Raw genomic sequence first — 11,987 nt, 5'->3', positions numbered from 1 at the left:
GCGATGGGAGCGGAGCTTTCCCTGACGCCCCCCGGCGAGGACGAGTACCGCGCACTGCGCATCGCGGCCGGACTCAGTGCGATGAGCCCCGAAGGTGCGCGGCTGGGCCTGCCGGCCAGCTGGTGCTCGGTGTGCCTGCGCCACGAGGGCGAATTGGTCGGCATGGGGCGTGTGGTGGGCGACGGCGGGCTGTTCCTGTTCGTCGTCGATATCGCGGTGACTCCGGCCTGGCAGGGCAAGGGTCTCGGGCGACGCATCATGCAGGCGCTGATGGACGAAGTGCACGCGCGCGCGCCGGCGCGGACGATGGTCGCCCTGATCGCCGACGGCACGGCTTACCGGCTGTACGAGAAATTCGGCTTCAAGCTGGTGGGCCCGGGTGCCCATGGCATGCTGATGCGTCTCTAGAGAACGGAACAGGAGTTCACCGATGGGCGATACGATTTTCGGCAAGATCATCCGGCGCGAGATTCCCGCCGACATCGTCTACGAGGACGATGAGGTACTGGCCTTCCGCGACCTGAATCCGCAGGCGCCGGTGCACGTGCTGTTCATCCCGAAGCAGCCGATCGCCACGCTCAACGACGCCGCGCCCGATGACGCGGCCTTGCTCGGCAAGGTGCTGCTGGCGGCGGCGGAGTATGCGAAGCAGGAGGGGTTCGCCGAGGATGGCTACCGCACGGTGATCAACTGCAACACCCATGGCGGCCAGACCGTCTACCACCTGCACGTGCACCTGCTGGCCGGCCGCAAGCTCACCTGGCCGCCCGGCTGAGCGTTTCGCGAGGACAGCAACAAAAAACGCCGGCCCATGGGCCGGCGTTTTCCTTGGACGTGCGTCGCTTACTTCTTCGGCGGCGGGGGCGGCGGCGGGCGAACCACGATCACCCGCGGCTGGTACCAGTACGGGTAGCCGAAGCCCGGCCCCCAGGGGCCCCAGAACGGGTCGTAGAAGCCCGGCGGGTACGGATAGTTCACGGTCACCGGACGACGCGGCCACAGGTACACCACGTCGGCCTCCACCCGCGGATAAGCGTAGTCGTAGTCCCCCACCTTGCGGGTGACCATGCCGTGCACGGTACCGGTGACGGTCAATTCGCGACCCTTGGAGAACACTTCCGGATCGTAGAAGCCGGCATGGCAGGCGACGAAGCGGCCATCCTGCCTGTCGTCGCCCCGGCCGGCGCGCGGGCGAGCCTGCGAGTCGAGCGGATGGGCCAGCATGTAGAAGCAGGTTTCCTGCGGGCCGGGTTCGGTCTTGATGATCTCGCCGCCCCAGCGCACCTTGGTGCCGCCGGCTCCGCCCTGCTGGGCGTTGAGTGTGCTGACGTCGGCGTAGGTGCCTTCCAGTGGCTTGGGCACGGTGGCACAGCCGGCCAGCAAGGCGACGGCTGCGGCAAGCGTGAGCGTTCGGTAATGAGCCATGAGTCTCTCCAGCAGGGACGATGGACGTGCCATCGCGTCGACTTTATTGGACCACGCGAGCGGTCCGAAAATCCCGCACCTTTCTGCGGAAGTCCCGCAGCGATTCATCGGCCGGTTCATCGCCGGCGTAGCGCAGTTGCAGATACTGCTCCATCAGCACCCGCAGCGCCTCGCGTTGCCCAGGCAATGCTCGCGCAGCCCGGCGAAGATAGTGCTGCGGCCCTTCGCCACGTCGTCGCGTCACTCCGGCCCGGGCGAGCTTGCGCTCGAGCCGGCGAAACGCCGCCAGCGCCGGGTCGATCCGGTTGCGCCGTGCCATTGCCCACGCCAGCCCAGCGCCGCCGAACAACATGCTGCCGGCCGCCAGCAGCCAGGCCAGCGTCTGGTTGTCGGTGCGCTCCACGCCGAACGGCGTGAGCAGGCCGCGCTGGCGCAGCGCGTCGAAGCCGATAACGCCCTTGTCCCACCACCGGTTGACGATGTCCCATCGGTTGCGCAGGCCCTGCAGCCAGGCGTCCTGGTACCACGGACGTTCCCCGCCACCGGTTGCCGCGGCCCCCAGGCTGACCCGTTCGGGGCGTACCGCGGCGGTCGGGTCCACGCGAACCCAGCCTCGGCCTGTCATCCACACTTCGCTCCAGGCATGGGCATCGGATTGCCGTATCAGCAGGTAGTTGCCCAGGCGGTTCCAGAAGCCTCCCTGGTAGCCGGTCACCACCCGGGCCGGCACACCCGCCGCACGCATCAGCACGGTGAAGGCAGACGCGTAGTGTTCGCAGAAGCCCTCGCGGGTGGAGAACAGGAAGTCGTCCATGGCATCGCGTCCCAGCGGTGCCGGGGTCAGCGTGTAGCTGAATCCGCCGTCATGGAACAGGGCCAGCGCGGCACCGGCGATCGCTGTCGGATCGCCGTGGAAACGCTCGCGCCACTGGCGTCCCAGGGCCAGCGTGCGTGGATTGAGGCCGGCCGGGAGTTCCAGGGCGGGCGCCCGTTCCGGACCGAGCGTGGCACCGAACCGGTAGTGAAGCGCCGAGGTCAGCCGGTAGCGCAGGAGGTCGTCGACAGGCTTGCCGCGGGCCAGGACACGGCCTGCGCGCAGCACGGCGCCGTCCGGAGCCGCCAGTGGTACCCCCAGCGCCGGAAGCACCCGCTGTCCGTTCGGCAGCAGCGTGACCGCGTAGCTGACGCGGTCCGTCGCGTCGACCGGCTCGGGCTTCGCGTAGGGAGTCGACGCCCGCCAGCTCCTGCCGTCGTAGTTCCACATCACGAAGGCGCGGAAATACAGGTCGTTGCGCGGTGGTGGTGCCGTGTCGAAGCTGACGCGCATGGCCGGGCTGTCGTCGACCAGCAACTGGGTCATGTCGCCGGGTGACATTTCGTTGCTCAGCCCGGTGCGCGCCTGGTCGTCCTGCGGCGCCCCCCACAGCGGCGTGCTGAGCCTGGGAACGACTGCAAAGGCGAACAGCGTCAACGGCAGCGACACCGCCAGCAGGGTCAGTCCCGGCAGCAACTGGCGCGGCAGGGTGGTCGGCGCCTGGGCGGGTTCCAGCGAACGCAGGGCGGCAAGCACCGGCAGCAGGCCGAGCGCCACGCCGAAGGTGGCGGCCAGTCCCTGGTCGAACAGCAGGGCGGCCATCAACGCGAAGCAGGCAAAGGCGATGCCGACCCGGGCGTCGCGGGCTGTTTCGGTTTCCAGCAGTTTCAACACCAGCAGGCCGACGGCCAGCGATGCCCCCGGGGCGCGACCGAACACGGTGCCGTAGGTGGTGACGATGGCGAGCGTGAGCAGGGCGATCAGCGGAAGCTTGAGCCAGGCTGGTGTCTTGCCCGGGGCGCGGCGCCGCTGCCACCAGCGCAGCGCCAACACGCTGCCGAGCCCGAGGCTCAGCCAGACCGGCAGGTGCGGGGCATGCACCGCCAGCACCATCAGCATGGTCAGCACGGTGAGGTCGAAGCTGCGTGGTGTCAGCAGCGGGCCCTCGACACGTCGGCGCCAGTGGATGCGCCAGTTCATGGCAGCAGTGCCAGTGCGCTCATGCAGCGCGCGTAATGGTCGCTGCCGCTGTCGGCGGCGATCTCCTGCGTGGGCAGCCACAAGCCGTAGCGGCGACGTTGCGCGTGAGCCTCGCCGACCCAGCGGGCCAGGCGGGCGATGCGCGCCTCGTTGTCGAGTGCGCCGAGTTCGCGCCAGTCCAGCCGCCATTCCTCGTGCGCACGGGGTTGCTCGAAATCCTTCACCAGCAAGCCTTCGTGGCGGGCGCTGGCCTTCCATGCCACATGGCGTGGCGGATCGCCGGCGCGGTAGTCGCGCAGGGCGGCGAGATCCTCGCCTCGATGAAGCTGGCGCTCCGCGGCGTCGCTTTCCGGCAGGCGCGGCGGCGGGCCCTTGGCCTCGGGCTGCGGCCAGACCAGCACCGACTGCTCGGGATACAGCCAGCTCCAGGCACGGAACAGGCCCAGCGGCCAGGTACTCCAGACACGCATCCGCGGCAACGCCAGCCAGCCGCGGCGACTCGTGGGGAGCTGGAAGACCAGTTCGACCTCGCCGCCGGCGGCGAGATGGAATGCCCGCGACTGGCCGGTCAGGTCCACGCGGATCGACTCGCGCGCCCGGGCGGCGGCGAAAGCCAGGTGCAGGTCCAGCGGTTGTCCGGCGATGGCCTGGCCGGCGCGCACCGTTGCCAGGCTCAGCCCGTCCAGCGCGCGGAAGGTCAGCAGCATGCTGGTCATGCTGGCCGCGCCGAGCAGGCAGGTCAGCAGCAGCGCGGCGTTATTCGTGTAGTTGAGCGCGCCGACCAGCATCACCAGCAGCAGCACGCCGAAACCCAGGCCGAAGCCGGTCGGGACGATGTAGATGCGTCGTCGGTGAAGCTCGATCGGCAGCGGTTCGGCGCGGCGGTAGCGGGTGAGCGCAGGCAGGCGCCGTTCGGCCCACTGCTGCAGGCGTGCCAGCGGAGCCCGCATCAGTCCACCGCAACCTCGGCGAGCAGTTCGCGCGCCAGTGCCTCGCCGCTGCTGCCGCGGCTGGGGACCAGGCGGTGGCCGGCCAGCGGCACGAACAGCGCCTGCAGGTCTTCCGGCAGCACGTGGCCGCGCCCGCTCAGCAGCGCCCAGGCCTTGGCCGCGGCCAGCAGCGAGAGGCCGGCGCGCGGCGACAGTCCCACGCGAATCTCGGCGTGGCGGCGGCTTGCGGTCAGCAGCCCCTGCAGGTAGTCGAGCAGGGCGGTGCTTGCGGTGATCGCCTGCGCACGATCGCGCAGGGCGATCAGCCCCGCGGCATCGAGCTGGGGAACCAGCCTGGCCAGCAGATCGCGGCGGTCCGCCCCGGACAGCAGCGCCCGTTCCGCGCCGGCGTCCGGATAGCCGAGCGAGATGCGCAGCATGAAGCGGTCCAGCTGCGAGTCGGGCAGGGCGAAGGTGCCGTGCAGGTCCAGCGGATTCTGCGTGGCGACCACGTAGAACGGCTGCGGCAAGGCGTGGGTCTGGCCGTCGACGGTGACCTGGCCCTCGGCCATCGCCTCGAGCAGTGCGCTCTGGGTCTTCGGCGTGGCGCGGTTGATCTCGTCGGCAAGCAGCAGCCCGGCGAAGATCGGTCCCGGGTGGAAGCGGAACTGCGATGTCTCGCGCTCATACACGCTCACGCCGATAATGTCCGACGGCAGCAGGTCGCTGGTGAACTGCACGCGCTGGAAGTCGAGCGAGAACGTGGCGGCCAGTGCGTGGGCCAGCGTGGTCTTGCCGACGCCCGGCACGTCTTCCAGCAGCAGGTGACCGCCAGCGAGCAGGCAGGTGAAGGCCAGCTTGACCTGGCGCGGTTTGCCGAGCAGCACCTGGTTGACCTGCGCCAGCGCCGCTTCCAGGCGCTGCATGAGCGGATCGTCGCGGAGGGGAGTGGCAGACATGGCGATGGGTGGTTTCCTTGCGGCTGGCTGCGGCGTGGCGCATGCGTGACCGGGTCAGTGTAGTGGTGCCCGTCGCGCGCTGGCGAGCCGCTTTCCTCACGGTTTTCGCCGTGCAGTTCGCGATCAAGGCGTGGCTGGCGGCCACGCTGGCGCCGTTCACCGACGAAGCCTTCTACTGGCTGGAAAGCCGGCATCCGGCGTGGGGGTACAGCGATCTGCCGCCACTCACGGCGCGGCTGATCCGGGGTGGCGAGGCGGTTGCCGGGCACGGGGTGATCGGCATGCGCTGGCCGTTCCTGCTGCTCGGTGCGGTACTGCCATGGATCGTGGTGCGTTTCGCGCGCGAGGCCTTCGACCCGCGCACCGGCTGGCAGGCCGGACTGCTCTGCCTGCTGCTGCCGCTGGCCGGCACGCTGGGCGTGCTGGCAGTGCCCGACGTACCGCTGACCGTGGCGATCATGCTGGCTGTGCTCGCGTTGCTGCGGGTGACGGCGAGGGATCGTCTGCGCGACTGGCTGTTGCTTGGTGGCGCGCTCGCGCTGGCGTGGGCAACCCATTACCGCGCGGCGATGCCCATGCTCGTTGGGCTGCTGTTCGCGCTGGCTGCTCCGCGTGGACGGGCGCTCTGGCGCCGACCGGGGCTGTGGCTGGCGCTGGCGGTGGCGGCACTGGGCCTGGTGCCGCTGGCGATATCGAACTGGCACCAGCACGGCGCGGGTCTCTCCTTCCAGCTGGTCGATCGCAACCCCTGGCGATTCCACGCTACTGCGTTGGTGCAGCCGCTCGAGCAGGCTCTGGCCTGTACGCCGCTGTTGTACGCGATGCTGCTCTGGGCCGGTTGGCGTGTCTGGCGTCGTCGTCGGGAAGGGGCGCCATGGGATGTGATTGCTTTCGTCTCGATGGGTTTTCTCGCCTTGTATTTCCTGCTCGGCCTGTTTGCCGACGACGTGCGCTTTCGTGCGCACTGGCCGTTGCCTGGCTACCTGCCGTTGCTGGCGGCGTTGCCGGTGCTGGTGGCGGCGAAGACGGGGGCGTCGGCCCGTCGATGGCTGGCGGCTGCGGTGTTCGTGGCTGTGCTGGGGCAAGGCCTGGGCCTGGCCTGGCTGGGCATGGCGGCGACGCCGGGTGCTGCCAGGCGGCTGGCGGATCTCAAGGCGTTCCCCTATGCCTTCGTCGGCTGGCGCGAGGCGGCGGCACTGATCGAGCCGGCGCGGCAGGGTGAGGTGCTGGTGGCGGACAATTTCGCACTGGCTGCCGAGCTGGCGTTCTTTCTGGACGATCGGCAACCGGTGTACAGCCTGGACAGTCCGTTGAACGTCAAGCACGGACGCGCGCCGCAACTGGCGCTGTGGCATCTGGATGAGGCGGGGCTGCGCGCCGCGCACGCCGGTCAGCCGATGCTGCTGGCGGTGGAGGAGACCGCGCAGGGCGAGCGTGAGCGTTTCGCCTGGCTCGGCACGATCTGCCGTCGTATCGACGGCCCCCGCGAAGTGGCGCGGGTGTCCCTTTATGACGGACGCAAGCGGGTGGCCTTGTATGCGGGAACGGTACCGCTGCGCATGCCGGCGAGCGGCGACGCCTCGCCAGCCGAGCGCGGGGCCTGTCCGATCTGGCTGGCCTCCCAGGCCGCCGCCGACTCCGCCGCCCGCTGATTCTCAGGGGATGGCGCAGCCAGCCTCGCGCAGCAGGCGCGCAAGCGCGATCAGCGGCAGCCCGACCAGGGCGGTGGGATCGTCGGTTTCGATGCGTTCGAACAGGCTGATGCCCAGCCCCTCGCACTTGAAGCTGCCAGCGCAGTCCAGCGGCTGTTCGCGTGCGACGTAGCGCTCGATCTCGCGGTCCGAAAGAGGGCGGAACACGGCACGGGTGACGTCCACGTGCACATGTTGCGCACCGTCGCGAGCATCGAGCAGGCACAGCGCGGTGTGGAATTGTATGGTGCGGCCGGACGAGCGCCGCAACTGTTCCCGTGCGCCCTCGGCCGTGCCCGGCTTGTCCAGGGCGAAACCATCCAGTTCGGCGACCTGGTCGGAGCCGATCACCAGCGCCCCCGGATGCCTGGCGGCCACCGCCCCGGCCTTGGCGATCGCCAGCCGGAGTGCGCGGGCGGCGGGCAGCTCGTCGGGCAGGTGGCCCTCGTCGGTACCGGGGGCGTCCTGGACGAAGTCTTCGCACACACGACGCAGCAGGTCGGCCCGGTAGCGCGAGGTCGAGCCGAGCACCAGCGGCGGCGTCACGCGCCCGGTCCCCGGTGGATGTGTTCGCGCATCGCACTGTCCAGGTCCTGCTGGGCCTGGCTCAGCGCTTCGAGCAGGGGGCGCAGGCGACCGCGGGTGTCGCGCATCGACTGGGCCGTGGCCTCCAATTGCTGCTCGCTGGCCTCGCTGGCGCAATCGCGGATCCACAGCCGCTGCTGCAGCAGTGCCCGCAGTCCGGCGTCGATCGCCTGGCGGGCATCCTTCTCGCTTGGTTGCGGGCTGTCGGGGTTGAGCGACATCACCGAGTGGGCTTTCTGCAGTCCGGTGCGGCAGGTCTTCAGATCGCCTTCCAGTCGATCGGCGAGGTCGAGCAGGGTCTGCAGGTTTTCGTGGTGCCGCCGTTCGCGCTGTCGCTGGCGCAGCAGCAGGACCACCACGACAATGGTCAGTCCGAGCAGGGCCGCGCCGCCCGCTATCATCATTTCGGGAGTCACTGGGGGCGTTCGCCGCAAGAAAATCGGGCGGCCAGTCTGCCTGAAGCGATCCTTTGCAGGCAAAATGTCCGGCCGCCTGCCGGATCGGCACCGATCCGCGGCGGGTTGACTTGGACCGCCGTCAAACCGATAATTTCGCGATTATGTCCGTGACACTGCCAGAGTCCGTGGACGCTTGGCGCATGGTTTCGGCGCGGCGTTCCTTTGCGGGAACGCTTCCGGTGGCCTCGATGCCCCGCCTCTGCGGGATGCTCGCAGGCGATGCGGGGGAGGTTGCCTACGAGCTGGAGTTCGGCCGCGACGACCTCGGCATGGCTTATCTCGACGTTCGTGCGGATGTGCCGCTGACAGTCACTTGCCAGCGATCGCTCGAGCCGTTCGTGCTGCCGGTGTCGATCAGCAGCCGACTGGGGCTGATCCGCTCGGAGCGCGAGGAGTCCGGGTTGTCGCCCGAGTCCGAGCCGCTGCTGGTGGGCGAGGATGGCAAGCTGGCCATGGCCGATGTCATCGAGGACGAGTTGTTGTTGGCGCTGCCGCTGGTGCCGGTCAATCCGAACAGCGCGTTGCCCGAAGAAGTCACCCGTCCGCCGTCGGAAACCGAAGCCGGCGACGAACGCACCGAAAACCCGTTCGCGGTGTTGCGCGAACTGAAGAAATAACCCGCTAGCTACAAGCGATTACGTTGGAGATTCGCCATGGCCGTTGCCAAGAGCCGCAAGACCCCGTCCACCCGCGGCATGCGTCGTTCGCACGACAAGCTGAAGACCGTGCAGCTGTCGACCGACCCGACCAGCGGTGAGGTGCACCTGCGCCATCACGTGACGGCCGACGGTTACTACCGCGGCAAGAAGGTGATCGACACCGCCACGGCGGTGGTCGAAGAGGATTGATCGGTCCCGCAAGGGATTCCGGTGGCAAAGCGGCGCGGTAACGCGCCGCTTTGCTTTTGCGCGCGCGCGAACGTACCTTTCCCGGCTTCGGTGTGGTTGCGACATCCAGAGGGGATGCGCGACGCCCGATCGACCGCACTGACTGGATAGTGGAATGACCCCGATCTACTCCCGCATCACCGGTACCGGCAGCGCCCTGCCGGAGCGCATCCTTACCAATGCCGACCTGGAAAAGCTGGTCGAGACCAGCGACGAGTGGATCCAGACCCGTACCGGCATCCGTCAGCGCCACGTCGCCGCCGAGGGCGAGACCACCGGCGACCTCGCCACGCTGGCTGCGCAGCGCGCGCTGGAGGCGGCCGGCGTCAAGGCGTCCGAGATCGACCTGATCGTGCTCGGTACCACCACGCCGGACATCATCTTTCCCTCGACCGCCTGCCTCGTGCAGCATCGCCTGGGCGCGAACGGTTGCGCGGCATTCGATGTCAACGCGGCCTGCTCGGGCTTCATGTACGCGCTGGGCGTGGCCGACAAGTTCATCAAGAGTGGCCAGTCGAAGAAGGTGCTGGTGATCGGCGCCGAGACGCTGACCCGCATGGTCGACTGGACCGAGCGCGAGACCTGCGTGCTGTTTGGCGACGGCGCGGGTGCCGTGGTGCTGGAGGCGTCCAGCGAGCCGGGCATCTACGCCACCTGCCTGCATGCCGACGGCGGTCACAAGGAACTGCTGTACAACCCGGTCGGCGTGTCGGCCGGTTTCACCGACGAGCCGAATCATGGCGTGCGCATCCGCATGGCCGGGCGCGAAGTGTTCAAGGTCGCGGTCAAGACGCTCGACTCCCTGGTCGACGAGACGCTGCAGGCCGCCGGCATGCAGGAATCGGATATCGACTGGCTGATCCCGCATCAGGCCAACCTGCGCATCATCGAGGCCACCGCCAAACGGCTGAAGATGTCGATGGACCGCGTGGTCGTCACCGTCGACAAGCACGCCAATACCTCGTCCGGTTCGGTGCCGTTGGCGCTGGACTTCGCCGTGCGCTCGGGCAAGGTCCAGCGTGGTCAGAACCTGCTGCTCGAGGCATTCGGCGGCGGTTTCACCTGGGCGTCGGCGCTGCTGCGTTACTGAGCCCAGGCCCGGGACCGATCCGCGCGAGCCGCCCTTCGGGGCGGCTTTTGCGCTCTACGGCACGTAACGTCGCGATACGGCTGCGTACGTCATCGATTGCTGGCAACATGCCGCTTTTCCCTCGACGGTTTTCCAATCCATGACTGCTTCCGCACCCTCGCTGGCCTTCGTGTTTCCCGGGCAGGGCTCCCAGTCGGTCGGCATGCTGGCCGAGCTGGCCGAGCTGCATCCGGAAGTGCGGACCACTTTCGAGGAAGCCTCCGAGGGTGCAGGCGTCGATTTGTGGGCGCTGAGCCAGCAGGGTCCGGAGGAGCAGCTCAACCGCACCGAGTACACCCAGCCGGCGCTGCTCGCGGCGAGCATCGCGGTGTGGCGTGTCTGGATGGCCCAGGGCGGCACCATGCCGGCGCAGTTGGCCGGACACAGCCTGGGCGAGTACAGCGCGCTGGTCGCCGCCGGATCGATCGCCCTGGTCGACGCCGCGCACCTGGTGCGCATCCGTGGACAGGCCATGCAGGACGCCGCGCCGGCAGGCACCGGCGCGATGGCCGCCGTGCTCGGCGCCGAGGACGCCGTGGTCGAGCAGGCGTGCCAGGACGCATCCGGTGTGCACGTCGTGGTCCCGGCCAACTTCAATTCGCCCGGCCAGGTCGTGATCGGCGGTCATGTCGAGGCGGTGGACAAGGCGCTGGCGCTGCTGGCCGAGCGCGGTGTGCGCAAGGCGATCAAGCTGCCGGTGAGCGTGCCGTCGCATACGCCGCTGATGCGCGAGGCCGCCAACCGGCTGGCCGAAGCGATGACCGCCTATGCGTGGCGCGAGCCGGCGATCCCGGTGGTGCAGAATGTGGACGCCAGGGTGCACGAAGGTGTCGCGTCGATCCGCGAGGCGCTGGTCAGCCAGCTCTACCAGCCGGTGCGCTGGACCCAGTGCGTGCAGGCGCTGGCTGCCGGTGGCGCCACCCGTTTCGCCGAGTGCGGTCCGGGCAAGGTGCTGGCGGGACTGGTCAAGCGCATCGACAAGAGCCTGGAGGCGCGCGCCCTGGGCACGCCGGGCGACTTCGAGGCTGCCCGCACCGAGTGGGCCTGAGCCCTTTCGATCACGAACTGCAAGGACAGATGCATGAACGACGTACTCAAGGGTGAGGTCGCCCTCGTCACCGGGGCCAGCCGCGGGATCGGTGCGGCCATTGCCGACGAGTTGGCGGCGATGGGCGCCACGGTGATCGGCACGGCCACCAGCGAGGCTGGCGCGGCTGCCATCGGCGAGCGGCTGGCGGCCAACGGCGGTCACGGGCGCAAACTGGACGTCACCGATGGGGCGGCGGTTACGGGCCTGATCGACGCGATCGGCAAGGAGTTCGGCGCGGTCTCGATCCTGGTCAACAACGCAGGCATCACCCGCGACCAGTTGCTGATGCGCATGAGCGACGAGGACTGGCAGGCGATCCTGGACACCAACCTGTCCTCGGTCTATCGCACCTCCAAGGCGGTGATGCGCGGGATGATGAAGGCGCGCAAGGGCCGCATCATCTCGATCGCCTCGGTGGTCGGCGTCACCGGCAACCCGGGCCAGGCCAACTACGCGGCGGCCAAGGCCGGCATCATCGCGTTTTCCAAGTCCCTGGCGCGCGAGATCGGCAGCCGCGGCATTACCGTGAACGTGGTCGCCCCGGGCTTCATCGACACCGACATGACCCGCGCCCTCAGCGAGGAGCAGCGCGGCGCACTGGTCGGCCAGATCGCGCTGGGCCGGCTGGGCGAAGCGGTGGACATCGCGAAAGCGGTGGGTTTCCTGGCCTCGCCCGCGGCCGCCTACATCACCGGCGAGACGCTGCACGTCAACGGCGGGATGTACATGCCCTGAGTTTCCGGGGCGGGGTGCGAGCCCTGTCCCATGCCATTTGGCCGGTTGTCGCCAGCAGACGTTTTTTGGGCGACAATGGCCACTT

Annotated in this window: 14 protein-coding genes; 8 read left to right on the top strand and 6 right to left on the bottom strand. The window is 69.0% G+C overall.

Going from position 1 to position 11,987, the window contains the following annotated elements:
• The first annotated feature begins 3 nt into the window (after positions 1-3).
• Positions 4-408, top strand: a complete 405-nt coding sequence (locus tag C693_RS0110735; protein ID WP_017462279.1) for a GNAT family N-acetyltransferase — start codon at positions 4-6, stop codon at positions 406-408.
• A 22-nt stretch (positions 409-430) separates the two neighbouring features.
• Positions 431-775, top strand: coding sequence for a histidine triad nucleotide-binding protein (locus C693_RS0110730; protein ID WP_017462278.1), 345 nt, complete (start codon positions 431-433; stop codon positions 773-775).
• 68 nt (positions 776-843) lie between these two features.
• Here the strand turns inward: C693_RS0110730 and C693_RS0110725 are convergent, their stop codons facing one another.
• The 4 genes from C693_RS0110725 to C693_RS0110710 are packed head-to-tail and all read right to left on the bottom strand — an operon-like array spanning position 844 to position 5,327.
• On the bottom strand, positions 844-1,425 hold the full coding sequence (locus C693_RS0110725; protein WP_017462277.1) for a Slp family lipoprotein: 582 nt from the start codon (positions 1,423-1,425) through the stop codon (positions 844-846).
• A gap of 43 nt (positions 1,426-1,468) precedes the next feature.
• Positions 1,469-3,439 (bottom strand): transglutaminase TgpA family protein, encoded by a 1,971-nt coding sequence (locus tag C693_RS0110720; protein ID WP_017462276.1) that lies wholly within the window; start codon positions 3,437-3,439, stop codon positions 1,469-1,471.
• Positions 3,436-4,389 carry a DUF58 domain-containing protein gene (locus tag C693_RS0110715; RefSeq protein ID WP_017462275.1) on the bottom strand — a complete coding sequence of 318 codons (954 nt, stop codon included), beginning with the start codon at positions 4,387-4,389 and terminating at the stop codon, positions 3,436-3,438. Before C693_RS0110715 ends, C693_RS0110720 begins: the two co-directional genes overlap by 4 nt.
• Positions 4,389-5,327, bottom strand: a complete 939-nt coding sequence (locus C693_RS0110710; RefSeq protein ID WP_017462274.1) for an AAA family ATPase — start codon at positions 5,325-5,327, stop codon at positions 4,389-4,391. Before C693_RS0110710 ends, C693_RS0110715 begins: the two co-directional genes overlap by 1 nt.
• A gap of 41 nt (positions 5,328-5,368) precedes the next feature.
• Here C693_RS0110710 and C693_RS0110705 point away from each other — a divergent pair, with 41 nt between their 5' ends.
• Entirely contained in the window at positions 5,369-6,979 is a 1,611-nt protein-coding gene (locus C693_RS0110705; RefSeq protein WP_017462273.1) for an ArnT family glycosyltransferase, read from the top strand.
• A 3-nt stretch (positions 6,980-6,982) separates the two neighbouring features.
• On the opposite strand, the gene C693_RS0110700 is transcribed toward C693_RS0110705, so the two are convergent.
• Positions 6,983-7,564: a Maf family protein gene (locus C693_RS0110700; protein WP_017462272.1), complete on the bottom strand. Its 582-nt coding sequence runs from the start codon at positions 7,562-7,564 to the stop codon at positions 6,983-6,985.
• Positions 7,561-8,007, bottom strand: a complete 447-nt coding sequence (locus tag C693_RS0110695; protein WP_017462271.1) for a hypothetical protein — start codon at positions 8,005-8,007, stop codon at positions 7,561-7,563. The genes C693_RS0110700 and C693_RS0110695 overlap by 4 nt, the downstream gene beginning before the upstream one ends.
• A 194-nt stretch (positions 8,008-8,201) precedes the next feature.
• On the opposite strand from C693_RS0110695, the gene C693_RS0110690 reads away from it, so the two are divergent.
• From C693_RS0110690 to fabG, 5 genes are all read left to right on the top strand, one after another.
• Entirely contained in the window at positions 8,202-8,678 is a 477-nt protein-coding gene (locus C693_RS0110690) for a YceD family protein (RefSeq protein ID WP_052329384.1), read from the top strand.
• 36 nt (positions 8,679-8,714) lie between these two features.
• Positions 8,715-8,909: a 50S ribosomal protein L32 gene (rpmF, locus tag C693_RS0110685; RefSeq protein ID WP_017462269.1), complete on the top strand. Its 195-nt coding sequence runs from the start codon at positions 8,715-8,717 to the stop codon at positions 8,907-8,909.
• Between the two features lie 154 nt (positions 8,910-9,063).
• Positions 9,064-10,038 (top strand): beta-ketoacyl-ACP synthase III, encoded by a 975-nt coding sequence (locus tag C693_RS0110680; protein ID WP_017462268.1) that lies wholly within the window; start codon positions 9,064-9,066, stop codon positions 10,036-10,038.
• Between the two features lie 139 nt (positions 10,039-10,177).
• The gene (gene fabD, locus C693_RS0110675; RefSeq protein WP_017462267.1) at positions 10,178-11,125 is read left to right on the top strand and encodes an ACP S-malonyltransferase; all 948 of its coding nucleotides are present in this window, start codon (positions 10,178-10,180) and stop codon (positions 11,123-11,125) included.
• 33 nt (positions 11,126-11,158) lie between these two features.
• Positions 11,159-11,902, top strand: a complete 744-nt coding sequence (gene fabG / locus C693_RS0110670) for a 3-oxoacyl-ACP reductase FabG (protein ID WP_017462266.1) — start codon at positions 11,159-11,161, stop codon at positions 11,900-11,902.
• The last annotated feature ends 85 nt before the right edge of the window (positions 11,903-11,987 follow it).

Origin of the sequence: Dyella ginsengisoli LA-4, from assembly GCF_000334915.1 — a bacterium.
Classification (GTDB): Bacteria; Pseudomonadota; Gammaproteobacteria; order Xanthomonadales; family Rhodanobacteraceae; genus Dyella_A; species Dyella_A ginsengisoli_A.
Note: the sequence above shows the minus strand (reverse complement) of the source record. Positions and strands in the feature narration are given on the sequence as shown.

Coding starts and splice junctions, on each gene's coding strand:
- C693_RS0110715 (WP_017462275.1), bottom strand. CDS start 4,389: ATGCGGGCTCCGCTGGCACGCCTGCAGCAGTGGGCCGAACGGCGCCTG.
- C693_RS0110705 (WP_017462273.1), top strand. CDS start 5,369: ATGCGTGACCGGGTCAGTGTAGTGGTGCCCGTCGCGCGCTGGCGAGCC.
- C693_RS0110720 (WP_017462276.1), bottom strand. CDS start 3,439: ATGAACTGGCGCATCCACTGGCGCCGACGTGTCGAGGGCCCGCTGCTG.
- fabD (WP_017462267.1), top strand. CDS start 10,178: ATGACTGCTTCCGCACCCTCGCTGGCCTTCGTGTTTCCCGGGCAGGGC.
- fabG (WP_017462266.1), top strand. CDS start 11,159: ATGAACGACGTACTCAAGGGTGAGGTCGCCCTCGTCACCGGGGCCAGC.
- C693_RS0110680 (WP_017462268.1), top strand. CDS start 9,064: ATGACCCCGATCTACTCCCGCATCACCGGTACCGGCAGCGCCCTGCCG.
- C693_RS0110710 (WP_017462274.1), bottom strand. CDS start 5,327: ATGTCTGCCACTCCCCTCCGCGACGATCCGCTCATGCAGCGCCTGGAA.
- C693_RS0110735 (WP_017462279.1), top strand. CDS start 4: ATGGGAGCGGAGCTTTCCCTGACGCCCCCCGGCGAGGACGAGTACCGC.
- C693_RS0110730 (WP_017462278.1), top strand. CDS start 431: ATGGGCGATACGATTTTCGGCAAGATCATCCGGCGCGAGATTCCCGCC.
- C693_RS0110725 (WP_017462277.1), bottom strand. CDS start 1,425: ATGGCTCATTACCGAACGCTCACGCTTGCCGCAGCCGTCGCCTTGCTG.
- C693_RS0110695 (WP_017462271.1), bottom strand. CDS start 8,007: ATGATGATAGCGGGCGGCGCGGCCCTGCTCGGACTGACCATTGTCGTG.
- C693_RS0110690 (WP_052329384.1), top strand. CDS start 8,202: ATGGTTTCGGCGCGGCGTTCCTTTGCGGGAACGCTTCCGGTGGCCTCG.
- rpmF (WP_017462269.1), top strand. CDS start 8,715: ATGGCCGTTGCCAAGAGCCGCAAGACCCCGTCCACCCGCGGCATGCGT.